The organism is Streptomyces sp. NPDC087215 (genome assembly GCF_044744885.1).
Taxonomy (GTDB): Bacteria; Actinomycetota; Actinomycetes; order Streptomycetales; family Streptomycetaceae; genus Streptomyces.
On record NZ_JBIUZD010000009.1, the window covers coordinates 141,643 to 162,868 of the forward strand.

Below are 21,226 nucleotides of genomic sequence, written 5' to 3' on the forward strand. Positions count from 1 at the left end.
AAAGGGCGGCATCGGCGGAGTCTAGGCGAGTCCGCATCGATGGAACAACGTCCAGCATCGCACCCCGGTTCCTGTACGGGCGAGTGTCCGCACCGTCACGCCCCGAAGAGCCCCGGTTGTCCGCTTCCTGGCACCGCCGGGCCCGCTGCCTGCGGCGGAACGAGCCCGAGGTGGGCCCAGGCCGCCGGAGTGGCGACCCGGCCACGGGGCGTGCGGGCCAGCAGACCCTCCCGTACGAGGAAGGGTTCGGCGACCTCCTCGACGGTCTCGCGCTCCTCCCCCACGGCGACGGCGAGGGTCGAGAGGCCGACGGGGCCGCCGCCGAAGAGCTTGAGCAGGGCCTCCAGGACGGCCCGGTCGAGCCGGTCGAGGCCGCGTGCGTCGACCTCGTAGACGCGCAGGGCGGCCTCGGAGATCTCCCGGGTGATGACGCCGTCCGCCTTGACCTGTGCGTAGTCGCGGACCCGGCGCAGGAGGCGGTTGGCGATGCGGGGGGTGCCCCGGGAGCGGCCGGCGATCTCGGCGGCGCCCGCGGGGTCGATCTCGACGTCGAGGAGGCCCGCGGAGCGGTGGACGACCCGCCGGAGCTCCTGGGGGTCGTAGAACTCCATGTGGCCGGTGAAGCCGAAGCGGTCGCGCAGCGGGGGCGGCAGGAGTCCGGCCCGGGTGGTGGCGCCGACCAGGGTGAACGGCGGCAGTTCCAGCGGGATGGCGGTGGCTCCGGGACCCTTGCCGACGATGACGTCGACCCGGAAGTCCTCCATCGCCATGTAGAGCATCTCCTCGGCGGGCCGGGACATGCGGTGGATCTCGTCGAGGAAGAGGATCTCGCCCTCCTGGAGGGAGGAGAGGATCGCGGCGAGGTCCCCGGCGTGCTGGATGGCGGGGCCGGAGGTGATGCGGATCGGGGCGCCCATCTCGGCGGCGATGATCATAGAGAGGGTGGTCTTGCCGAGGCCGGGGGCGCCGGAGAGCAGGACGTGGTCGGCGGTGGCACCGCGCTGGCGGGCGGCCCTGAGGACCAGGTCGAGCTGCTGGCGGACCTTCTCCTGGCCGACGAACTCGCTGAGGTCCTTGGGGCGCAGGGCCGCCTCGACGGCCTGGTCGTCGCCCTCGGCGGCGGATCCGACGAGCCGCGCCCCGTCCTCGGGGGTCTCGGCGGCGGTGTCGTCGTCCCAGTTCACGGTGGATGCCTTCTCGTTCGTACGGCCCGGTGGGCCGGGGTGGCTCAGCGGGTCCGGTTGAGGGTCTGCAGGGCGGCGCGCAGCAGCTGCGGCACGGGGGCGGTGCCGGTCTCGGCGAGGGCGGCCTCGGCCTGCGGCGTGACGGCGCTCACGGCCTCGTCGGCCTCTCGGCTCGCGTAGCCCAGGCCGATGAGGGCGGCGGAGAGCTGCTCGGTCCAGGGCGCGGGTCCGGTGGCGGCCGCGCGCTGGGCGCCGACCAGGCCGCTGCTGCCGAGGGGGGCGCCGAGCTTGTCCTTCAGTTCGAGGAGGAGTTTCTGGGCGCCCCGCTTGCCGATGCCGGGGACGGCGGTGAGGGTCTTCTCGTCGCCGGTGGAGACGGCGAGGCGCAGGGTGTCGGGGCTGTGCGCTCCGAGCATGGCCTGTGCGAGGCGGGGGCCGACGCCGCTGGCGGTCTGGAGCAGTTCGAAGACCTGCCGCTCGTCGTCGTCGGCGAAGCCGTACAGGGTGAGGGAGTCCTCACGGACGACGAGGGTGGTGGCGAGCCGGGCTTCCTCGCCGATCCGCAGTCGGGCGAGGGTGGCCGGGGTGCACTGCACGGCCATCCCCACACCGCCGACCTGGATCACGGCGGTGGTGTGGGCGAGGGCGGCGACCTGGCCGCTGACGAAGGCGATCATCGGGTTCGGCCTTTCACGGCGGAGGGCTGTGGTGCGGCCGTCTGCTGGAGGCGGCTGCGGGCGACGGCCTGCTGGAGGCGGTTCTGGGCGGGGGCGCGCCAGATGTGGCAGATGGCGAGGGCGAGGGCGTCGGCGGCGTCGGCGGGCTTCGGGGGTGCGGAGAGCCTGAGCAGCCGGGTCACCATGGCTCCGACCTGGTCCTTGTCGGCGCGTCCGCTGCCGGTGACGGCGGCCTTGACCTCGCTGGGGGTGTGCAGGGCGACGGGGATGCCCCGACGCGAGGCGCAGAGCATGGCGACGGCGCTCGCCTGGGCCGTGCCCATCACCGTACGCACGTTGTGCTGGCTGAACACCCGCTCCACGGCGACGAGTTCGGGCGAGAAGCGGTCGAGCCACTCCTCTATGCCACGCTCGACGGCGACGAGCCGGGGGCCGATGTCGTCACCGGCGGGCGTGCGGACCACTCCCACGCCGAGCATGGTCAGGGGGCGTCCGGCGACGCCCTCGACGACGCCGACGCCGCACCGGGTCAGCCCGGGGTCCACCCCGAGGACGCGCACGTCGCCCCCCTTTCTTCGCTCATCTGTTTGTGCAGGCTATCGGCTGCCACCGACAACGCAGCGGGCCGACGGGGGTGTGTCCCCCCGTCGGCCCGCTGCGGAACGGCGTGATCAGACGTCGACCTTGGCCATGACCTCGTCGCTGATGTCGAAGTTGGCGAAGACGTTCTGCACGTCGTCGCTGTCCTCCAGCGCGTCGATCAGCTTGAACATCTTGCGCGCGCCCTCTTCGTCGAGCTCGACCTGCATGGTCGGGACGAAGCTGGACTCGGCCGAGTCGTAGTCGATGCCGGCCTCCTGGAGCGCGGTGCGGACCGCGACCAGGTCGGTGGCCTCGCTGACGACCTCGAAGCTCTCGCCGAGGTCGTTGACCTCCTCGGCACCCGCTTCGAGGACCGCGCCGAGGACGTCGTCCTCGCTCAGTTCGCCCTTGGGGAGCACGACGACGCCCTTGCGGTTGAACAGGTACGAGACGGAGCCCGGGTCGGCCATGGAGCCGCCGTTGCGGGTCATGGCCACGCGCACGTCGGAGGCGGCGCGGTTGCGGTTGTCGGTGAGGCACTCGATGAGCACCGCGACGCCGTTCGGGCCGTAGCCCTCGTACATGATCGTGGCGTAGTCGACGCCACCGGCCTCGAGGCCGCCGCCGCGCTTGACGGCGGAGTCGATGTTCTTGTTGGGGACCGAACTCTTCTTCGCCTTCTGGATGGCGTCGAAGAGCGTCGGGTTGCCCTCGGGGTCGGCACCGCCGGTACGGGCCGCGACCTCGATGTTCTTGATCAGCTTCGCGAAGAGCTTGCCGCGCTTGGCATCGATCACGGCCTTCTTGTGCTTCGTCGTAGCCCATTTAGAGTGGCCGGACATCTGCCTGTCTCCTTCGCGTAACCCATTTCTGAACGAACCCCAGAGATCCTACCGGGACCGGATCACCGTGCCGCGCGCACCATGTCGACGAACAGGGCGTGGATGCGGTGGTCCCCGGTCAGCTCGGGGTGGAACGAGGTGGCGAGCACCCGGCCCTGCCGTACGGCGACGATGTGGCCGCCGTGCTCGGCGAGGACCTCGACGTCGGCGCCGACGGACTCCACCCAGGGGGCCCGGATGAAGACGCCCTCGACGGGGCCCTCGATGCCGGTGACGGTGACGCCCGCCTCGAAGGACTCGTTCTGACGCCCGAAGGCGTTGCGGCGGACGATCATGTCGATGCCGCCGAAGGTCTCCTGGTCCGAGCGGGGGTCGAGGATCTTGTCGGCGAGCATGATGAGTCCGGCGCAGGTGCCGTAGACCGGCAGGCCCGCGGCGATGCGCTCGCGCAGCGGTTCCGTCATGCCGAAGAGCGCGGCCAGCTTGGAGATGGTGGTGGACTCACCACCGGGGATGACGAGGCCGTCGACCTCGGCGAGCTCTTCGGGGCGCCGCACCGGCCTGGCCACGGCGTCCGCCGCTGCCAGGGCGATCAGGTGCTCCCGTACGTCGCCCTGGAGTGCCAGGACCCCGATCACAGGAGTGGTCATCGAGGACTACCAGCCGCGGTTGGCGTAGCGCTCGGACTCGGGCAGGGTGTCGCAGTTGATGCCGACCATGGCCTCGCCCAGGTTGCGGGAGGCGTCCGCGATGATCTTCGGGTCGTCGTAGAAGGTGGTGGCCTTCACGATGGCGGCGGCGCGCTTGGCCGGGTCGCCGGACTTGAAGATGCCGGAGCCGACGAAGACGCCCTCGGCGCCGAGCTGACGCATCAGGGCCGCGTCGGCGGGGGTGGCGACGCCACCGGCGGAGAACAGCACGACCGGCAGCTTGCCGAGCTCGGCGACCTCCTTGACCAGCTCGTACGGGGCGCGCAGCTCCTTGGCGGCGGCGAACAGCTCGTTGTTGTCGTAGCCGCGGAGCCTGGCGATCTCGTTCTTGATCTGGCGCAGGTGACGGACGGCCTCGACGACGTTGCCGGTACCGGCCTCGCCCTTGGAGCGGATCATGGCCGCGCCCTCGGCGATGCGGCGCAGGGCCTCGCCCAGGTTGGTGGCGCCACAGACGAAGGGGGTCGTGAAGGCCCACTTGTCGGAGTGGTTGACCTCGTCGGCCGGGGTGAGGACCTCGGACTCGTCGATGTAGTCGACGCCGAGGGACTGGAGGACCTGGGCCTCGACGAAGTGGCCGATGCGGGACTTGGCCATCACCGGGATGGAGACCGCGGCGATGATCTCCTCGATCATGTTCGGGTCGGACATGCGGGCCACGCCGCCGTCCTTGCGGATGTCCGCGGGGACCCGCTCCAGCGCCATGACGGCCACGGCCCCGGCGTCCTCGGCGATCTTCGCCTGCTCGGCGTTGACCACGTCCATGATCACGCCGCCCTTGAGCTGCTCGGCCATGCCGCGCTTCACTCGGGCGGTGCCGGTCTCGGGAGACTGGGGGGAGGGGGAAGGCGTGGTGGACACGGATACCTCACTCGTGACAACAGGGGTTGACGACTAGGTCGAGGAAACCGTCCGCGAGGGGTCCACTTCAAGGGCCAATGTGGACCCGGTGGATCATTTTCCCAGGCCGGGGACGTCAGGCCGGACGATCAGCAAGGGCGACCGGCGGTTCGTCGTCCATTTCGAAGGCGAGCGGGAAGGACGCGTGTCCGGCGAGCCGGAACCAGCGGACCTTGCGGTGGCGGCGCAGCGCGCGGGCGGCCCGTACGGCGTCGTTGTGGAAGCGGCGGGCCATCGGCACCCGGCGGACGGCCGCCGCCAGCTCTCCCGCGGCCTCCTCGCCGCCCGGGGCCTCCCGCACCAGCTCGACCTGCTCGGGCTCGCCGAACACCACCCGCAGGGCCTGGCTCAGCTCGCTCTCGGCCACCTCCCGCTGCTCCTCCTCGGCCTGCCGGGCGGCGTGCGCCGCCTCGTAGAGCACGATCGAGGCGGCCGGGTCGAGGACGCCGGAGGTGGCGAGCTCCTGGGTGACCGAGGCGCGGCGCAGCAGCTGGGCGTCCAGGGCCGCGCGGGCGGCGTCGATGCGCGTGTGCAGCCGGTCGAGCCGTCCGGCGGTCCAGCTGAGGTAGACGCCGATGAGGATCAGCGCGACGACGGTCCAGATCAGGGTTTGGGTCACGGGCGCACAGGCTACCCGGGCAGGAGCGACGCACCTTCCCAAAGGGCGTGGTCATGGGCGAACAGGACACGGACCGGGCGGTCGGCCGCCAGCTCCGCGAGCCGCCCGAGCCAGGGGCGGTGGGGGGTGCCGAACTCCCCCGCCGTGTCGTACGCCTGTCCCGCGAGGACCGTCAGGCGGTCGCCGTGGTCGAGGACGAGCGACTGGTGTCCCTCGGTGTGCCCGGGTGTCGGCACGATCCGTACCCCGGGCGCGATCTCGTGCTCGCCGTCGATCTCCGTCCACCGGACGCCGGGCAGGAGGGAGGCGAGGGTGTACCCCTCGGTACGGGCGGCGGCGAGTTCGGCGCGCTGGACGAGGGCCGGGGTCCCGGGGAAGCGCTGGTTGCCGCCGATGTGGTCGAAGTGCAGATGGCAGTTGACGAGCAGGGAGACGGCGGAGGGCGGGACGGTCAGCGGGCGGCGGACCGTCCGGTAGTGGGCGTCGGTCTCCGGGCAGCCCCGGCCCATGCCCGTGTCGAAGAGGAGGGTGCCGCCGGAGTGCCGGACGAGATAGCCGAGGGCGGGCTCCACGCGCGCGTGGGGGCCACCCCATTCCTCGGCGGGCCGGGTGAAGCGGCCGAGGTCGAGCCGCTGGACGGAGATCATACGAAGAGCGTGCCCAGGAGCGGGCCGGTCATGACCGGCCCGGCCATGACGGGCCTTCCGCCGGGAGCGGAACGCGCGGGAGCGGGAAGCCGGGGACGGGAAGCCGGGGACGGGAGCCGGGAGCCGGGAAGTGACCATGACGTACGGGTACGGGTACGGGTACGGCCCGAGGTCCGGCCCGCACCCACATCCGCACCCGCACCCGCACCCGCACCCCGCATACAAGCCCGCCTCACAGGCCCGTCCTACAGCCCCAGCCTCGCCCGGAGGCCGCCCGCGCGTTCGTCCGTGTCGACCGCCGCCGCGCCGTCCGTGACCGTCTCGTAGACCGCGAGGATGTCCGCGCCGACCGTGGACCAGTCGAAGCGGCGGACGTGGGCCGAGCCCCGGGCGCTCAGTTCCGCGCGCCGTTCCGCGTCGTCCAGGAGCCGGACCGCCGCCTCCGCGAGCGCGTCCGCGTCCTCGTTGGCGAACAGTTCGCCCGCCGCGCCCTGGTCGAGGACCTGGGCGAAGGCGTCGAGGTCGGAGGCGAGCACCGGGGCGCCCGCCGAGAGCGCCTCGACGAGGATGATGCCGAAGCTCTCCCCGCCCGTGTTGGGCGCCACGTACACGTCCACGCTGCGCAGCAGCCGCGCCTTGTCCTCGTCGCTGACCATGCCGAGGAACTCCACCCGGGAACGCATCTCGCGGGGCAGCGAGGCCACCGCCTCCTCCTCGTCGCCCCGCCCGGCGACGAGGAGCCGCGCACCGGGCCGTTCGGTGAGGATCCGGGGCAGGGCGCGCATGAGGACGGGCAGGCCCTTGCGCGGTTCGTCGATCCGGCCGATGAAGCCGAGGGTCTCGCCCTGCCACTCCTTCTTCGGCTCGGCGCGGGCGAAGAACTCGACGTCGACCCCGTTGGGGATGACGACGGCGTCGCCGCCGAGGTGCTCGACGAGCGTGCGGCGCGCGTACTCGCTCACCGCGATCCGGGCGCTGATCTTCTCCAGTGCGGGCTGGAGGATCGGATAGGCCGCGATCATGGCCCGGGAGCGCGGGTTCGACGTGTGGAAGGTCGCCACGATCGGCCCCCGCGCCGCCCAGCAGGTGAGCAGGCCCAGCGAGGGCGAGGTCGGCTCGTGGATGTGGACCACGTCGAAGGTGCCGTCGTGCAGCCAGCGGCGCACCCGGGCGGCCGAGAGGAAGCCGAAGTTGAGCCGGGCCACGGAGCCGTTGTACGGCACGGGCACGGCGCGGCCCGCCGAGACCACGTACGGCGGCAGCGGCGTCTCCTCGTCGGCGGGCGCGAGGACGGAGACCTGGTGGCCGAGCCGGATCAGGTGCTCGGCGAGGTCGCGGATGTGGAACTGGACGCCGCCGGGCACGTCCCAGGAGTACGGGCAGACGATCCCGATCTTCACGCGCCGCGCTCCCCGTCCCGCCCGGCACCGGCGGCCGGTTCCGGGCGTTCCTCCAGGTCCGAGAGCCACAGTCGCTGCAACATGTGCCAGTCCTCCGGGTGGTCCGCGATGCCCTGGGCGAAGACGTCGGCCAGCGCCTGTGTCATGACGGACGTCTTCTCGGCCCGGGTACCTGACTCGGGGACGTCGACGGGCGGGTGGATACGGCCCCTCAGCATGTCCGGGCCGTCGTACCAGAGGGTCACGGGGAGCAGCAGCGCACCGGTCTGCTGGGCGAGGATCGCGGGTCCGGCGGGCATCCGCGCGGTGTCGCCGAAGAAGCTGACCTCGGTGCCGGAGGCGGACAGGTCGCGGTCGGCGACCAGGCAGACCAGACCGCCCGCCCGCAGCCGCCGGGCCAGCGTGCCGAAGGCGGAGCCCCCGGTGTGCGGGAGGACCTCCATGCCGAGGGACTCGCGGTAGGCGACGAAGCGGTCGTAGAGGCTCTCCGGCTTGAGCCGCTCGGCGACCGTGGTGAACGGCACGCCGAGGGAGCGGGTCACCCACACCCCGGCGAGGTCCCAGTTGGCCAGGTGGGGCAGGGCGAGGACGACACCGCGCCCGGCGGCGAGTCCCTCCCGCAGGTGGTGGCTGTCCTGGATGTCGGCGTCGCGCCCGACGCGTTCCTTGCTCCAGGTCGGCAGCCGGAAGGATTCCATCCAGTACCGCATGTACGAGCGCATACCCGCCTTGGACAGCTCGGCGAGTTGTTCGGGCGAGGCGTCGGGCACCACGCGCGCGAGGTTGGCCTCCAGGCGCAGCACGCTCTTGCCGCGCCGCTTCCAGGTGAGGTCCGCGATCCGGCGGCCGAGTCCCACGGCCACCGGCTCGGGCAGTTTCTTGACGACGGCCCAGCCCGCGCCGTACAGGCCGTCGCTGAGCCGGTCCTTCAGAGTGCTCATGTGGTCGCCCCGCCTCCCTGGGCCGTGGCGGCGTCCGCCTCGGCCGATTCCCTGCGGACGGTCACGACCCGCTGCCCCAGGGTCACGGCGCTGCCGACGGCGACGATCCACAGGGCGATCGGGAGGAGGACCTCGACGCCGGGCACCCCGAACGCGTGGAGACCCGCCAGACCGGCGGCGACCAGGGAGATCACCAGCCGCTCGGCGCGCTCGATCAGGCCGTTGACGGCGACGGGCAGGCCAATCGATTCGCCTCGGGCCTTGGTGTACGAGACGACCTGTCCGCTCGCCAGGCAGAAGATCGCCACGGCGCACAGCATGTTGTCGTCGCCCTTGCCCGCGTACCAGAGGGCGAAGCCGCCGAAGATGGCGCCGTCGGCGACCCGGTCGAGCGTGGAGTCGAGGAAGGCCCCCCAGCGGCTGGAGATGCCGGCCTGTCGGGCCATGTTGCCGTCGACGAGGTCGGAGAAGACGAAGAGGGTGATGACGATGGTTCCCCAGAAGAATTCCCCGCGGGGGAAGAAGACCAGCGCGCCGGCCATCACCCCCGCGGTGCCGATGAGCGTGACCGCGTCGGGGCTGACGCCCCGGCGGAGCAGAAACGCGGCGAACGGTGTGAGGACACGCGTGAAAAATGCACGCGCGTACTTGTTCAGCATGGCCTTCCCGAGGTTCGGTGGGCCGCGCGGCCCCTATGACCACCGGCTCACCCATCGTAGCCACGCGCGCCCCGGCTCACCGGAGGGCACCCGCCCGGCCGCGTCGGCGTCCCCCTGAGGGCCCTGCGGCGTACGACGGACGGGGACGGCCTTACGACGGGCGGACGCGCCCGTACGGGGGTGGAGAAGGGCGTACGGGCCCAGGCCGCGCGACGGTCTCCCCCGGATCCCGTCGGTCGGCGTCCGGGCTCCGAGGGACGGCGAGGCGCACGCGGTGGACCGCTCGTACCGGACCATCCGGCCGCTCCGGAGACGTCGTGAGATGCGATCCGTGCGTCGGGAGGGCTGGGGGACGGGCCAGGCACCACAGGCCGGGGGCGGAATCGAGGGAGGGCCGGGCGGCGCGCGCCGGAGAGACGGGCTCCGAAGGCCGCGCGCCGGGGCCGGCCACCGGCCCGGCAAGGTGCGGAAGAATCCGCCCGGTTGACGATCCGGAAGAAAGGAACGGCCGTCCGCCGCAGGTCGCGGGCTCCTCATTCGGCCGCGCCGTCCACAGGCGGTGACGCGCGTGACACTCCCCGGTTACGCTGTGGTGCCCAGCTCAGAAGGTGTGCGGGGCGCGGCAGTTGGGAACAGCCCGCACAAGGTACTCGCGCGCGATGGGGGCGGCAGTGGCGATGGACGGTTTCGGACCCGGGGCTCAGGTCCCGCTCACCGGATCGGGCGGGGGCACGGGCGCGACGAACGCGCTGGCCTCCGCCGCGTACCGGGACAGCCCGCTCAAGACGATCCAGGACGCCGACAACGACCTCTACAAGACCACGGTCAAGACCGGGAAGTGGGAGAAGCTCTTCGGTCCCGACCTCGGCGAGGCGTTCTCCCGCGCGGTCCAGACGCGGATGCTCGGCGGTGGCAGGGGCGCCCTGATCCAGTCGTTCGGCGTCGACCCGCAGCCGGTCGTGCAGCACTGTCTGGCCGCCACCCACCTGCGCAGGCAGCGGGACGTCCGGCTGACCCTGATCACCTTCGTCTGCGGTGTGCTCTTCCTGCCCGGTCTGCTGCTCTGGCTCGGTGTCATCCAGCTGCGCCGGGTGGCCGCCGGGTCCGCGAAGAAGCGCACCAGCACCATCGGCACCGTACTCCTGTGGGCGGCGGGGCTGCTGGCCGTGCTGGTCCTGCTGAAGCTGCCCTTCGACGGCGTGCTGCCGAACTACCTGCGGGCCATGATCGTGGCCCCGGTGCTCGGGTGGTTCCTCGCCCGCCGGGTCTGCGAGAAGGCCGCGGTCGACCTGCGCACGCGCTGGAGCGCCCTGCTCGGCGGCGGTGGCATGGGCCCCCAGATCCCCAAGTCCGTGCCCACGGACCCGGGTGAGAAGTCGGCCGAGGAGCTCCGGCTGAACCTGGAGAAGCTCTCCGCGGAACAGCAGTCCAACATCGCCTTCTACGCGGGTTCCAAGGGAATCCTCGGGCTCGGCACCCGCTGGGGCAGCTGGACCCTGGCGGAGGAGCTCGTCCCGCAGGCCGGCCGGGAGATCCACGCCTTCCGCGCCTGGGACGTGGTGCGCAAGATCCACGACCAGTTGGCGCTGCTCGAGCGGGGCGCCATGAAGACCGGCTTCCCGAAGCCCACGGTCAAGCACTGGATCGTCTCCGCCGTCGGGGAGGGCGCCGATTCCGTCAGCCGCCCCGAGAGCGACAACATCGTGCACTTCCAGGTGAAGCCGCACGAGATACAGCGCATCTGCAACGACCAGCAGTTCGGCGCGGGCAACCGGCACTACCTCGGTGTGCAGTTCACCCTCTGGGACGGGAACCTCGTCCTGACGATGATGGTCACCGTGACCTCGCTCCACCAGACGCTCAGGATCGAGGTCACCGGCCACGCGCTCGGCCCGGTGCACGGCCTGTTCAGCGGGAAGCCCGCGGCGAAGACCAAGGAGGTCTCCAAGGCCGTCCGCTTCTGGGAGACGCGTACGGTCCAGCAGCCGCTGCTCGGCACCGACGACATCGTCCGCCTCGCGGTGCGCGCCCCGCTGACCTGGTATCCGCCGATCCTGGAGTTCCTGGGCGGGAAGATGGTGCTGCCCGAGCCGTTCGGGCTGCGGCACGTCTGGGCGGGCCCGCTGTGGAAGAACCGCTTCATGGCCGACGACGCCATCCGCATGGCGACACCGGTGCTGCGCGCGGTCCACTCCGCGACGCTGAAGATGCTCGACGAGCACGGTGTGGACACGGACCGCTTCACCAGCCGTTCGCTGGCCCTCAGCGGCGGCATCCAGGAGCCGGGCCCGAAGAAGGCCGACGTCTACGACGCCTGACACGACCGTACGGCGAGGGGCCCCGGGCTCCTCGCCGTACGCGTGCCGTGAAGGGCTCAGACGGTGGCGGGCCAGGCGTCGGCCAGCATCTTCCGGGTGTCGGCGAGAAGTTGCGGCAGCACCTTGGTGTGCCCGACGACCGGCATGAAGTTGGTGTCCCCGCCCCAGCGCGGCACCAGGTGCTGGTGCAGATGGGCGGCGATCCCGGCGCCCGCGACGGCCCCCTGGTTCATGCCGATGTTGAAGCCGTGCGCCCCGGACGCCGCCCGCAGCGCGACCATCGCGCGCTTGGTGAAGTCGGCCAGCTCGCCGGTCTCCGCCACGTCCAGGTCCGTGTAGTCGGCGACGTGCCGGTAGGGGACGACCATCAGGTGCCCGCCGTTGTACGGGTAGAGGTTGAGGACCGCGTACACGCTCCGGCCGCGCGCGATCACCAGCCCGTCCTCGTCGGACTTCGCCGGGATCGAACAGAACGGGCAGCCGTCCTGGGCGCCCGGTCCGGTGGGCTTGTTCTCGCCCTGGATGTACGCCATCCGGTGAGGCGTCCACAGGCGCTGGAACGCGTCCGGCGTCCCCACTCCGATCTGCTGCTCCGGCTCAGTCGTCATGCCGTGCAGCATATTGCGTCGCCCGTTCGGAACGTGTCGCCGGGGCGGAAGATCCGTGCAGCGTCCATGCTGATCCGATGAGCGAAAGGCCGCCGAAACCGCCCCGCCAGGAGCGCTGGGACCGCCGCATGGAGACCCCGCTCGCCGTGGCGTCCCTGGTCTATCTCGCGGGGTACGCGGTCCGGATCCTCGCCCGCCACCAGCTCCCGCAGGGCTGGCTCGACCTCTGCCTCGCCCTCACCCTCGCCTCCTGGGCGCTGTTCGGCGTGGACTACGCGGTACGGCTCCGGCTCAGCGGTCTCGGCCCGTTCCGCTTCGTCCGCGCCCATCTCCTGGACACGGTGGTGCTGATCCTGCCGCTGCTGCGGCCGGTGCGCACGGTGAGCGCCTACGACCGGATCCAGCGCCGCCGCGAGAAGCCCCGGCTCGGCCTCTACGCGCGCGTGATGGTGTACGCCGGTCTCTCCACGACCCTGCTCGGCTTCGCCGGGGCGCTCACCGTCTACCACTACGAGGTGGACGCGCCGGGCGCCTCGATCCGTACCTTCGGGGACGCGGTGTGGTGGACCTGCGCCACGCTCGCGACCGTGGGATACGGGGACGCGGTGCCGGTGACCCCGGCGGGCAGGGTGACGGCGGTCGGCGTGATGGCCTGCGGTCTGGCGCTGCTGGGCGCGGTGACGGGTTCCTTCTCCTCGTGGCTGATCCAGGCGTTCACCCGGGAGGACGAGAAGAGGCCCCCGGGGAGTCCCCCGGGGGCCTGATCCGTCACACGACCGCTCGGGTCACGCCAGGACCCGTCGCACGGGTGTCCGGGTCACACCTGGACGCGGCGCTCCACCACGTCGAGGAGCTTGGCGATGGCCTCGTCGCGCGCGATGCCGTTCTCCTGCGAGCCGTCGCGGTACCGGAAGGAGACGGTACCGGCGGCCATGTCGTCGTCACCGACGATGATCATGAACGGGACCTTCTGCTTCTGGTGGGTGCGGATCTTCTTCTGCATCCGGTCCGAGGACGCGTCCACGTCCACCCGCAGGCCCTTCTTCCGCGCCTCGACGGCGAAGTCCTGGAGGTAGTCGACGTGGGTGTCGCCGATCGGGATGCCGACCGCCTGCACGGGGGCCAGCCACGGCGGCATGGCGCCCGCGTAGTGCTCCAGGAGCACCGCGAAGAACCGCTCGATGGAACCGAACAGAGCACGGTGGATCATGACCGGGCGCTGCTTGGTGCCGTCCGGCGAGGTGTACTCCAGGTCGAAGCGCTCCGGCAGGTTGAAGTCCAGCTGCACGGTCGACATCTGCCAGGTGCGGCCGATGGCGTCCCGCGCCTGCACGGAGATCTTCGGGCCGTAGAACGCGGCGCCGCCCGGGTCGGGGGTCAGCGGCAGGCCCTGCTTCTCGGCCACCTGCTGGAGGACGGCGGTGGCCTCCTCCCACGCCTCGTCGGAGCCGACGAACTTCTCCGGGTCCTTGGTCGACAGCTCCAGGTAGAAGTCGGTCAGACCGTAGTCGCGGAGCAGGTTCAGGACGAAGGTGAGGGTCCTGTCCAGCTCCTCCGCCATCTGCTCGCGGGTGCAGTAGATGTGCGCGTCGTCCTGGGTGAAGCCGCGGGCGCGGGTCAGACCGTGCACGACACCGGACTTCTCGTACCGGTACACGGTGCCGAACTCGAACAGCCGCAGCGGCAGCTCGCGGTACGAGCGGCCGCGCGCGTCGAAGATCAGGTTGTGCATCGGGCAGTTCATGGGCTTGAGGTAGTAGTCCACGCCCTCGTCGAGCTGCATGGGGGGGTACATGCCCTCGGCGTACCAGTCCAGGTGGCCCGACTTCTCGAACAGCTTGCCCTTGGTGGCGTGCGGCGTGTAGACGAACTCGTAGCCCTCCTCCTCGTGCCGCCTGCGCGAGTAGTCCTCCATGACCCGGCGGATGATGCCGCCCTTGGGGTGGAAGACCGCGAGCCCGGAGCCGATCTCGTCCGGGACGGAGAACAGGTCCAGCTCGTTGCCGAGCTTGCGGTGGTCGCGCTTCTCGGCCTCGACGAGGAATTCGAGGTGCGCCTTCAGCTCGTCCTTCGACGGCCAGGCGGTGCCGTAGATGCGCTGGAGCATCGGGTTCTTCTCGCTGCCGCGCCAGTAGGCGGCGGCGTTCCGCATCAGCTTGAACGCCGGGATGTTCCGGGTGGTGGGCAGGTGCGGCCCCCGGCACAGGTCCTTCCAGCACAGCTCGCCGGTCTTGGCGTCCAGGTTGTCGTAGATGGTCAGCTCGCCGCCGCCCACCTCGACGTTCGCACCGTCGTCGGTCGACGCGGCTCCCTTGATGCCGATGAGCTCCAGCTTGTACGGCTCGTCCGCCAGCTCCGTGCGGGCGTCCTCGTCGGACACCACGCGGCGGGCGAAGCGCTGGCCGCGCTTCTGGATCTCCTGCATCTTCTTCTCGATGACCTTGAGGTCCTCGGGGGTGAAGGGCTTCTCGACGTCGAAGTCGTAGTAGAAGCCGTCCCTGACCGGCGGGCCGATGCCCAGCTTGGCCTCGGGGAAGAGCTCCTGCACGGCCTGGGCCATGACGTGGGCGGTCGAGTGGCGCAGGATGTCGAGACCGTCCGGGGAGGAGATCTCGACGCCCTCGACGGCGTCGCCGTCGGCGAGCTCGTACGAAAGGTCCTTCAGCTCGCCGCCGACACGGGCGGCGACGACGGTGCGGTCGTCGGCGAACAGGGCGCCGGCGGTGGTGCCCGCGCTCACCGTCCTCTCCTCCTGATCCGAGGCGGACTGGACGGTCACACGGACTTCAGACACGGGTACTCCATACCTAGGGGCGCAGGCAGACACGATGTGCCGGCACCGACGATGCGCGACAGAGACGAGGTGCCGCGCACGGCCGATCCTACCGACGGGTCCCCCCTCCCCGCGAAAGGGTTACGCGGACGGTGCCGGGGCCCGTTCTCCCGGCGCTCCCCCGGCGCACGCACCGGACGTGCGGGAACACGGGCCCGGAGCCCCGGCCCTCCCCCGCCCGGCCCGTGGGCTCAGGGGAGGTCCTCGTCCGGGCCGCAGGCCTCCTCGAAGAAGTCGAGGTTCTCCTGGAGCGACTTCATCAGCCGGTCCCGTTCCGTCTCGTCGACCTGGACGGGCACGACCCCGGACGCGTCGGTGAGACGGCGGAAGCCGCCCCTGCTCTCCAGCCGCCCGGCGACCCGGATCGGGAGCCCGAGCAGATGGGCGTGGCCGGCCGTCCGGTAGCCCTCCTCGTCGAGGGCGACGCGGACGTGCGGGACCTCCGCCCCGCCGAGCACCCGGAGGCGTACGGTGCCCTCGCCGCGCGGCCCGGACCGGCGCAGCCGTACGACGGCGCCGGTGAGCCGGACCGGGACGGAGGGCTCGTCCGTGAGGTAGCGGGCGCTCGCCTCGCGCAGCGCGGGCAGGTCCCCGGGCGAGAACTCGACCGGTTCGGGCCGGGCCGCGCAGCCCTCCGGCGTCCCGGCCGACGGCGCCCAGGCCAGCGCGACGAGGGCGCCCTCGGTGCCCCGGACGAGGGCGACGAGGGCCTCGGTGAGCTCCCTGCTGACGCCCGCGCCGACGGCGGCGTCGAAGGCCTCCATGCCGCCGGTGGCGCGCTGGTAGTCGGTGGCCTCGCGGGCCGCGTGGAGCGCGTGGTGGAGCCGTACGGCTATCGCACGGCCGGGGTCCACCGGCAGGTAGGCGGTGAGGCCGCGCCCGCCGGGGGCGGCGCCCACGACGACCGTCTCCAGGGACGCGTGGGCGGGGCGCCGGTGCCGTGCCCCGTGGTAGCCCGCCCGGCCGCGGACGGCGAGGGCCCCGGCCAGGAGGAGCTGGCGGGCGGCCGACCTGAGCTGTTCCTGCACGGTCCAGGGGACGGTACCGGAGGGGCCCGGGGGCACGTCCCGCCACCAGCGGATCTCGTCGCTGGGCACGGCGAGGCCGGTGAGGACCTCGCGGGCGGAGGGCTCGGCGCTGCGGGCGAGGGCGGTGAGTGCCTCGCCGAGCAGATCGTCGCAGTCCGGGAAGGCGCGGTTCTCCGGCACCAGGAGGCTGGTGCCGGGGCCGTCGCCGGGTGGGGTCCAGCGGCCGTAACGGCCGGGCGCCCCGCCGCGCCGCCGCCAGCCGTGGCGGGCGAGGAGGGCGCCGAGGACTCGGGGGTCGACCCGGTCGGGGTCGGGGGCGCCCTGGACGTCGGCCCAGGGTCCGGCGGGCGCGGCGGGGACCCCGGTCCAGGGGCCGGGCGGGTCGCCGGGTGCCGGATGGGGCCGGTGGGACGGGGGTACGGGCACGGGGCCGCGCCCGTACCCGTACCCGTCGTTCCCCGGTCCTGGTTCGTCGGTCGGCCGGTGCATCAAGGTCTCCCTCCCCCGCCGATCCGGGTCATGATCTCGCAGAGCGCCCGGTCGTCGAAGATCCGTGCCGTGGGGACGCGGACGGTGGTCCGGCGCCGTCCCGTGACCGGGTGTCCGGCCAGGTTGGTCCAGTAGCAGCAGTGGCGCAGGCCGAGCCGGTCGTGGCTCGCGCTGAGCCATTCCTCGGGGGCTCTGGGGACGAGCATCACGACCAGGATCTTGTGCACCGCCACCGGGGTTCTGGCGAGTTTCACCAGGTGGTCGTTGTCGAGGGTGAACGAGAACGCCCCGGGGGCGGTCCCGGGGGTGCGCGGGGGCAGCTGGTAGGTGCACTTGAGCTGCACCTTGATGGTCACTTCGTCGTCGACGGTGTGGCCGGGAGCGCTGTGGCTCACGTGCCAGTCGATGCCGTTGTCCGGAAAGGGCTGGGAGAGCGAGCAGCCGGCCGCGGCGGCGACGGCGTGCAGGTATCCCACCTGGAGGGTCTCCATGCAGGCTGTGGTGGCGAGTGAGCCGCGCGTCGGAGCGGGCCGCTGGGACGGCAGCCCTCCCGGCTCGGGCTGGGCGAGCGCCATGTCGTTTTCCTTCCCCGTCCCTTCTGTTGTGACCGGTCCGCGTACGGCGCAAACGGTCCGGGTATCACCGTTCCGGGGCAGAGGGTTGGCCATCTGCCGCACATGTGCAGGGAGTTCGGGGATGACGATGCAGTGGTACGAGGGGCCCCTGGCCGCTTTCGACACGGAGACCACGGGGATCGACGTCGAGGGCGACCGGATCGTGTCGGCCGCCCTGGTCGTGCAGGACGCGACGGGGACACGGCCGAGGGTGACGCGCTGGCTGGTCAATCCGGGCATACCGGTGCCCGAGGGGGCCACGGCCGTGCACGGCCTGACGGACGATCACCTCCAGCGGAACGGGCGGTGGCCCGCCCCGGTGATGGAGGAGCTGGCGCGGGCGCTGACCGAGCAGTCGGTGGCGGGGCGGCCGGTGGTGGTGATGAACGCGCCCTTCGACCTGACGATCCTCGACCGGGAGCTGCGCAGGCACCGGGCGTCCACGCTCGGCACCTATCTGGCGGGGAGGCCGCTGTGCGTGCTGGACCCCCGGGTCCTGGACAAGCACCTGGACCGCTACCGCAAGGGCCGCAGGACGCTGACGGACCTGTGCGCGCACTACGAGGTGGAGTTGACGGGGGCGCACGACGCGGCGGCGGACGCCACGGCGGCGCTGGACGTCGTACGGGCGGTGGCGCGGCGCTTCTCGTCGCGTCTGGAGCGGCTGACCCCGGCCGAGCTGCACACCCTCCAGACGGTGTGGCACGCGGCGCAGGCGCGGGGGCTCCAGGCCTGGTTCACCCGTCAGGGGACGCCGGAGACGGTGGACCCCGCGTGGCCGCTGCGGCCGGAACTGGACACGGCCGCCTGACACATGACAGAGGCCGGTCCGTCTTTCGACGGACCGGCCTCTCCCGGTGGGCGATACTGGGATCGAACCAGTGACCCCTTCGGTGTGAACGAAGTGCTCTCCCGCTGAGCTAATCGCCCGGGAACGGGTTGAACCATACAGGGCTCCGCTCCCGGCTTTCAAATTCAGCCCGATGACAGCCGGGCGGTGAGCCCCTTGCGTCCGCGGCGCATCATCCAGGCGTGGTTGGCGCGGAAGAGGGGCCGCCCGGGGACGGCGAGGGCCCTCAGGAGCGGGGTGCGGACCTCGGCCTCCTGCTCGTAGAGGGCGCGGGTGCCGGTCCCGTCCGGGGTGAGGGTCCAGCGGGCCCAGCCCTCCAGGTCGCCGTGGAGGGCGACCTCCAGGACCCGGGGCTCGCGGCGCAGGGCCCGGACGGTGACGAAGAGGTCGTACGGGAGCAGGGAGCGGAAGCGGGCGGCGCCGGTGGTGTCGTCGACGGGGACGACCTCGCGGACCTGCGGCCACCAGTCGGGGTACTCCTCGGCGCGTTCGAGGACGGCCCGGACGGCGTCGGGCGGGGCGGCAAGCCGCCAGACGCTGCGGAAGCGATACCGGTACCGGTCCATGCCTCCAGTGTGGACGTACTCAGTCGGCGGGGACCGGAAGATGAGTACCGGAACGCATCCCGGCCCGGTGTGGCGGGAGCCACACTCCGGCCATGAACACTTCACTGCCGCCCGCCGACGAGCTGGTGCTCGTCGACCGCGAGCTGGCCCGTCTCGACGCGCGCCGGTCCACGCTGCTGGCCCGCCGCGCCTGGCTCCTCCAGGCCCTCCGCACTCCGGTCGCGGTGGTGGCTGCGGCCGGGGCGCGCGCACCGGTCGCGGACTCGACGCCGCGCGGCGCGCAGAACGTGCTGCTGACGCTCGGCGGGACGCTCCTGACCATCGCCGCGGTCGCCTTCACCCTGGTGAGCTGGGGCTCGATGGGGATCGGCGGCCGGGCCGCGGTCCTGTCCGTGGTGACCTCGGCGGCGCTGGTGGCGCCGGTGGCGCTGCTGCGCCGGGGCCTGGTCTCGACGGCCGAGTCCGTGGCGGCGCTGGGCCTGGCCCTGACGGTGCTCGACGCGTACGCGCTGCACCGGGTGGCGCTGACGGACACGGACGGCCTCGGTTACGCGGCGGTGGCCTCGGCCGTCCTGGCGGGCGCGTGGGCCGCGTACGGTACGGGGCTCTCCCGGCTGCGGACACCGCTCCCTGCGGCCGTGGTCGCCGGGCAGCTGCCGCTGCTCCTGGGGGTCCTCGCGGCGGGCGGCGGGCCGACGGCCTTCGCGTGGGCGGCGCTGGTCACGGCCGCGGCGGACGGCGCGGTGGTCCTGTGGGCCCGCCCGGTGGCGGCGCGGATCACGGCCTCGGCCGGTGCGGCGATGCTGGGCGGCTGGGCGCTCCTGGCGGGCGGCGGGCTGTCGCTGACCGCGCCGTGGAGCGGCGCGGCGCTGCTCCTGACGGGTGCGGCGGCGGTGCTGTACGCGGCCTGCCGGAGACCGGCGTTCGCGGTGGCGGGGGCGGTCGTCGCCGGTCTGGCGGCGGTGACGGCCTCCGGTGGTCTGCTGCGTGCCGCGCTCGCCCCGGACTGGGCGGTGCCGGGGTACGTGCTGTGCGGGCTGCTCCTGGCGTCGGTGTGGCGGGCGGGTGCCGTCGGCGTCCGGCTGCCGGACGAGGTGCGCGCGGGTCTGGCGGTCGCGGGGGCCGCCGTGGCGGCGCTGGGGCTCGTCTGGGCGCTGCCGCCGGTCGTGGCGGGCGCGCTGGGGCCGCTGGTCCGGCGGACGCCCGTCTGGTCGGGCGAGCACGCGGGGCCGGTCCTCCCGTCGTACCCGGCGACGGCCGCCCTGGTCCTGGCGGTGGCCGCTCTGGTCCTGGTGGCGGTCCCCCGGCTCTGGGCCCGCTGCGGCGCGCTCGTCCTCGCCTGGGCGCTCCTCACCGCGCTGCCCGTCGTGCTGGAACCGCCGTACGCGGTGACGCTCGCCCTTCAGCTCCTGACCACGGCGGCGGCCCTGGCCTGCGCCGTCCGGCCGGGTCCCCTGGCACGCGGCCTCGGCCGCCCCGGCGCGCGGACATCGCGGGCGACCCCCGGGGAGGCGACCCCCGGCTCCCCGGCGGCGGCGAACGCGGCCGACGCCGTGGACCCCCGTACGGCTTCCGGCTTCCTGGCGACGGCTGCGACGGCGACGGCGACGGCGACGGCGACGGCGACGGGAGACGCTGCCGGGCGACCGGACGACGCCACCACGCGGAAGGAGCCCACGGGCCCCACCAGTCCCACCGCAGCGTCCTCGCGGCCCCGGACGCCCGTCGCCGCGCCGGAGCCCGGCGTGGTCCTCGGGTGGGCCGCGTACGCCGTCGGCCTGGTGTCCGCGATGGGTGCGCTGGCGTTCGCACTGGACGTCCGGGGTGCCACGTTCACCGTGCTCGGCCTGGTGTTCGCGCTGCTCGTGGGGGTGGCCGTGTTCGCGGGGGACGTTCGGGGGACCGTCTCGGCCTGCGGCGCGGTGGCGGTGGCGACCGGGTTCGTCTGCGCGGTGGCGGCTGCCGCCGGGTTCGCCCCGCACTGGACGGCGCTCGCCCTGCTGCCGGTCCCGGCGGCGACGGCGCTCGTCGGGGCCAAGGACCGCCGGGTGGCACTGCCGGTCGAGATCACCGGTGGCACGGTGGGACTCGCGGCCCTCGGGCTCGCCGCGCCCCGGCCCGCGTTCCTCGCGGCGGCGCTGGCCCTCGGCGGGCTGATCGCGGCGGCGACGGCGCTGCGCCCCGAGCGGCGGCGCTTCGCCTCGTGGACGGCCGCGGCGCTGTTCCTCGCGGCCGCCTGGGTCCGGCTCGCGGTGTGGGGGGTGACGGCCCCGGAGGCGTACACGCTGCCGGTGACCGTTCCCGCGCTGGTCGTCGGCCTCCTGCGGCGGCGGCGCGACCCGGCGGCCTCGTCCTGGACGGCGTACGGCCCCGGTCTCGCGGCGACGCTGCTGCCGGGACTGGCCGCGGCCTGGTCGGACCCGGGCTGGCCGCGCCCGCTGCTCCTGGGGCTCGCGGCCCTGGCGGTGACCCTGCTCGGGGCGCGGTTCCGGCTCCAGGCGCTGCTGGTGCTCGGTGGTGCGGTGCTCGCCCTCGACGGGCTGCACGAGCTGGCGCCGTACGTGGTGCGGACGGTGGGCGCGCTGCCGCGCTGGCTGCCGCCCGCGCTGGCCGGGCTGCTGCTGCTGGCGGTGGGCGCCACCTACGAGCAGCGGCTGCGGGACGCGCGGAGGCTGCGGGACCGGGTGACGCGGATGCGGTGAGCGGGGGAACGCCGAAGGCCCGGAGACGGTGTTCCGTCTCCGGGCCTTCGGTCCGGG

The 21,226-nt window shown here is 73.0% G+C and carries 20 protein-coding genes and 1 tRNA gene; 4 read left to right on the forward strand and 17 right to left on the reverse strand.

Going from position 1 to position 21,226, the window contains the following annotated elements; all coding sequences use genetic code 11:
• Window positions 1-95 precede the first annotated feature (95 nt).
• The 11 genes from ruvB to pgsA all read right to left on the reverse strand — a co-directional run bounded on the left by ruvB (window position 96) and on the right by pgsA (window position 9,161).
• Window positions 96-1,184 (reverse strand): Holliday junction branch migration DNA helicase RuvB, encoded by a 1,089-nt coding sequence (gene ruvB, locus ACIO92_RS22880; RefSeq protein ID WP_402059976.1) that lies wholly within the window; start codon window positions 1,182-1,184, stop codon window positions 96-98.
• 44 nt (window positions 1,185-1,228) lie between these two features.
• Window positions 1,229-1,861 carry a Holliday junction branch migration protein RuvA gene (ruvA, locus tag ACIO92_RS22885; RefSeq protein ID WP_366442465.1) on the reverse strand — a complete coding sequence of 211 codons (633 nt, stop codon included), beginning with the start codon at window positions 1,859-1,861 and terminating at the stop codon, window positions 1,229-1,231.
• The gene (ruvC, locus tag ACIO92_RS22890; protein ID WP_366442464.1) at window positions 1,858-2,421 is read right to left on the reverse strand and encodes a crossover junction endodeoxyribonuclease RuvC; all 564 of its coding nucleotides are present in this window, start codon (window positions 2,419-2,421) and stop codon (window positions 1,858-1,860) included. Before ruvC ends, ruvA begins: the two co-directional genes overlap by 4 nt.
• Before the next feature lie 111 nt (window positions 2,422-2,532).
• Window positions 2,533-3,285 carry a YebC/PmpR family DNA-binding transcriptional regulator gene (locus tag ACIO92_RS22895; protein WP_402282399.1) on the reverse strand — a complete coding sequence of 251 codons (753 nt, stop codon included), beginning with the start codon at window positions 3,283-3,285 and terminating at the stop codon, window positions 2,533-2,535.
• Window positions 3,286-3,347: 62 nt separating this feature from the next.
• Window positions 3,348-3,935, reverse strand: a complete 588-nt coding sequence (gene pdxT, locus ACIO92_RS22900) for a pyridoxal 5'-phosphate synthase glutaminase subunit PdxT (RefSeq protein ID WP_366442462.1) — start codon at window positions 3,933-3,935, stop codon at window positions 3,348-3,350.
• Window positions 3,936-3,941: 6 nt separating this feature from the next.
• Window positions 3,942-4,856 carry a pyridoxal 5'-phosphate synthase lyase subunit PdxS gene (pdxS, locus tag ACIO92_RS22905; RefSeq protein ID WP_351787489.1) on the reverse strand — a complete coding sequence of 305 codons (915 nt, stop codon included), beginning with the start codon at window positions 4,854-4,856 and terminating at the stop codon, window positions 3,942-3,944.
• Window positions 4,857-4,971: 115 nt separating this feature from the next.
• Window positions 4,972-5,514 (reverse strand): hypothetical protein, encoded by a 543-nt coding sequence (locus ACIO92_RS22910; RefSeq protein WP_351787486.1) that lies wholly within the window; start codon window positions 5,512-5,514, stop codon window positions 4,972-4,974.
• Window positions 5,515-5,525: 11 nt separating this feature from the next.
• Complete coding sequence (locus ACIO92_RS22915) at window positions 5,526-6,161, reverse strand: MBL fold metallo-hydrolase (protein ID WP_402282401.1); 636 nt, start codon at window positions 6,159-6,161, stop codon at window positions 5,526-5,528.
• Between the two features lie 245 nt (window positions 6,162-6,406).
• Window positions 6,407-7,561 carry a glycosyltransferase family 4 protein gene (locus tag ACIO92_RS22920; RefSeq protein WP_366442460.1) on the reverse strand — a complete coding sequence of 385 codons (1,155 nt, stop codon included), beginning with the start codon at window positions 7,559-7,561 and terminating at the stop codon, window positions 6,407-6,409.
• Entirely contained in the window at window positions 7,558-8,502 is a 945-nt protein-coding gene (locus ACIO92_RS22925; protein ID WP_366442459.1) for a phosphatidylinositol mannoside acyltransferase, read from the reverse strand. The genes ACIO92_RS22920 and ACIO92_RS22925 overlap by 4 nt, the downstream gene beginning before the upstream one ends.
• Window positions 8,499-9,161, reverse strand: a complete 663-nt coding sequence (pgsA, locus tag ACIO92_RS22930) for a phosphatidylinositol phosphate synthase (protein ID WP_366442458.1) — start codon at window positions 9,159-9,161, stop codon at window positions 8,499-8,501. The genes ACIO92_RS22925 and pgsA overlap by 4 nt, the downstream gene beginning before the upstream one ends.
• A 659-nt stretch (window positions 9,162-9,820) precedes the next feature.
• Between pgsA and ACIO92_RS22935 the strand changes: the two genes are divergently transcribed.
• Window positions 9,821-11,479, forward strand: a complete 1,659-nt coding sequence (locus ACIO92_RS22935; RefSeq protein ID WP_366442457.1) for a hypothetical protein — start codon at window positions 9,821-9,823, stop codon at window positions 11,477-11,479.
• A gap of 56 nt (window positions 11,480-11,535) precedes the next feature.
• Here ACIO92_RS22935 and ACIO92_RS22940 read toward each other — a convergent pair whose 3' ends face one another.
• Window positions 11,536-12,099, reverse strand: coding sequence for an HIT domain-containing protein (locus ACIO92_RS22940; protein WP_366442456.1), 564 nt, complete (start codon window positions 12,097-12,099; stop codon window positions 11,536-11,538).
• 65 nt (window positions 12,100-12,164) lie between these two features.
• On the opposite strand from ACIO92_RS22940, the gene ACIO92_RS22945 reads away from it, so the two are divergent.
• Window positions 12,165-12,851: a potassium channel family protein gene (locus tag ACIO92_RS22945; RefSeq protein ID WP_366442455.1), complete on the forward strand. Its 687-nt coding sequence runs from the start codon at window positions 12,165-12,167 to the stop codon at window positions 12,849-12,851.
• A gap of 53 nt (window positions 12,852-12,904) precedes the next feature.
• Here the strand turns inward: ACIO92_RS22945 and thrS are convergent, their stop codons facing one another.
• The 3 genes from thrS to ACIO92_RS22960 form a co-directional block, all read right to left on the reverse strand.
• The gene (gene thrS, locus ACIO92_RS22950; protein WP_402282405.1) at window positions 12,905-14,881 is read right to left on the reverse strand and encodes a threonine--tRNA ligase; all 1,977 of its coding nucleotides are present in this window, start codon (window positions 14,879-14,881) and stop codon (window positions 12,905-12,907) included.
• 230 nt (window positions 14,882-15,111) lie between these two features.
• The gene (locus ACIO92_RS22955; RefSeq protein WP_366442453.1) at window positions 15,112-16,437 is read right to left on the reverse strand and encodes a hypothetical protein; all 1,326 of its coding nucleotides are present in this window, start codon (window positions 16,435-16,437) and stop codon (window positions 15,112-15,114) included.
• Window positions 16,437-17,012: a DUF4365 domain-containing protein gene (locus ACIO92_RS22960; RefSeq protein WP_366442452.1), complete on the reverse strand. Its 576-nt coding sequence runs from the start codon at window positions 17,010-17,012 to the stop codon at window positions 16,437-16,439. The genes ACIO92_RS22955 and ACIO92_RS22960 overlap by 1 nt, the downstream gene beginning before the upstream one ends.
• Window positions 17,013-17,133: 121 nt before the next feature.
• Here ACIO92_RS22960 and ACIO92_RS22965 point away from each other — a divergent pair, with 121 nt between their 5' ends.
• Window positions 17,134-17,862: a 3'-5' exonuclease gene (locus ACIO92_RS22965; protein WP_366442451.1), complete on the forward strand. Its 729-nt coding sequence runs from the start codon at window positions 17,134-17,136 to the stop codon at window positions 17,860-17,862.
• Window positions 17,863-17,909: 47 nt separating this feature from the next.
• On the opposite strand, the gene ACIO92_RS22970 is transcribed toward ACIO92_RS22965, so the two are convergent.
• A tRNA-Val gene (locus ACIO92_RS22970) sits at window positions 17,910-17,981 on the reverse strand.
• A 45-nt stretch (window positions 17,982-18,026) separates the two neighbouring features.
• A complete protein-coding gene (locus ACIO92_RS22975) occupies window positions 18,027-18,467 on the reverse strand; it encodes an SRPBCC family protein (RefSeq protein WP_366442450.1) in 441 nt (146 codons plus the stop codon).
• A 92-nt stretch (window positions 18,468-18,559) separates the two neighbouring features.
• On the opposite strand from ACIO92_RS22975, the gene ACIO92_RS22980 reads away from it, so the two are divergent.
• Window positions 18,560-21,169, forward strand: coding sequence for an SCO7613 C-terminal domain-containing membrane protein (locus ACIO92_RS22980; protein WP_402282408.1), 2,610 nt, complete (start codon window positions 18,560-18,562; stop codon window positions 21,167-21,169).
• Window positions 21,170-21,226: the final 57 nt, after the last annotated feature.

Excerpts from the sequence above, each read along its gene's own strand:
- ACIO92_RS22935 (WP_366442457.1), top strand. The coding sequence starts at position 9,821 with ATGGGGGCGGCAGTGGCGATGGACGGTTTCGGACCCGGGGCTCAGGTC.
- ACIO92_RS22975 (WP_366442450.1), bottom strand. The coding sequence starts at position 18,467 with ATGGACCGGTACCGGTATCGCTTCCGCAGCGTCTGGCGGCTTGCCGCC.
- pgsA (WP_366442458.1), bottom strand. The coding sequence starts at position 9,161 with ATGCTGAACAAGTACGCGCGTGCATTTTTCACGCGTGTCCTCACACCG.
- ACIO92_RS22960 (WP_366442452.1), bottom strand. The coding sequence starts at position 17,012 with ATGGCGCTCGCCCAGCCCGAGCCGGGAGGGCTGCCGTCCCAGCGGCCC.
- ACIO92_RS22945 (WP_366442455.1), top strand. The coding sequence starts at position 12,165 with ATGAGCGAAAGGCCGCCGAAACCGCCCCGCCAGGAGCGCTGGGACCGC.
- ACIO92_RS22895 (WP_402282399.1), bottom strand. The coding sequence starts at position 3,285 with ATGTCCGGCCACTCTAAATGGGCTACGACGAAGCACAAGAAGGCCGTG.
- ACIO92_RS22980 (WP_402282408.1), top strand. The coding sequence starts at position 18,560 with ATGAACACTTCACTGCCGCCCGCCGACGAGCTGGTGCTCGTCGACCGC.
- ACIO92_RS22915 (WP_402282401.1), bottom strand. The coding sequence starts at position 6,161 with ATGATCTCCGTCCAGCGGCTCGACCTCGGCCGCTTCACCCGGCCCGCC.
- ACIO92_RS22965 (WP_366442451.1), top strand. The coding sequence starts at position 17,134 with ATGACGATGCAGTGGTACGAGGGGCCCCTGGCCGCTTTCGACACGGAG.
- ruvA (WP_366442465.1), bottom strand. The coding sequence starts at position 1,861 with ATGATCGCCTTCGTCAGCGGCCAGGTCGCCGCCCTCGCCCACACCACC.
- ACIO92_RS22925 (WP_366442459.1), bottom strand. The coding sequence starts at position 8,502 with ATGAGCACTCTGAAGGACCGGCTCAGCGACGGCCTGTACGGCGCGGGC.
- ACIO92_RS22955 (WP_366442453.1), bottom strand. The coding sequence starts at position 16,437 with ATGCACCGGCCGACCGACGAACCAGGACCGGGGAACGACGGGTACGGG.
- ACIO92_RS22940 (WP_366442456.1), bottom strand. The coding sequence starts at position 12,099 with ATGCTGCACGGCATGACGACTGAGCCGGAGCAGCAGATCGGAGTGGGG.
- pdxT (WP_366442462.1), bottom strand. The coding sequence starts at position 3,935 with ATGACCACTCCTGTGATCGGGGTCCTGGCACTCCAGGGCGACGTACGG.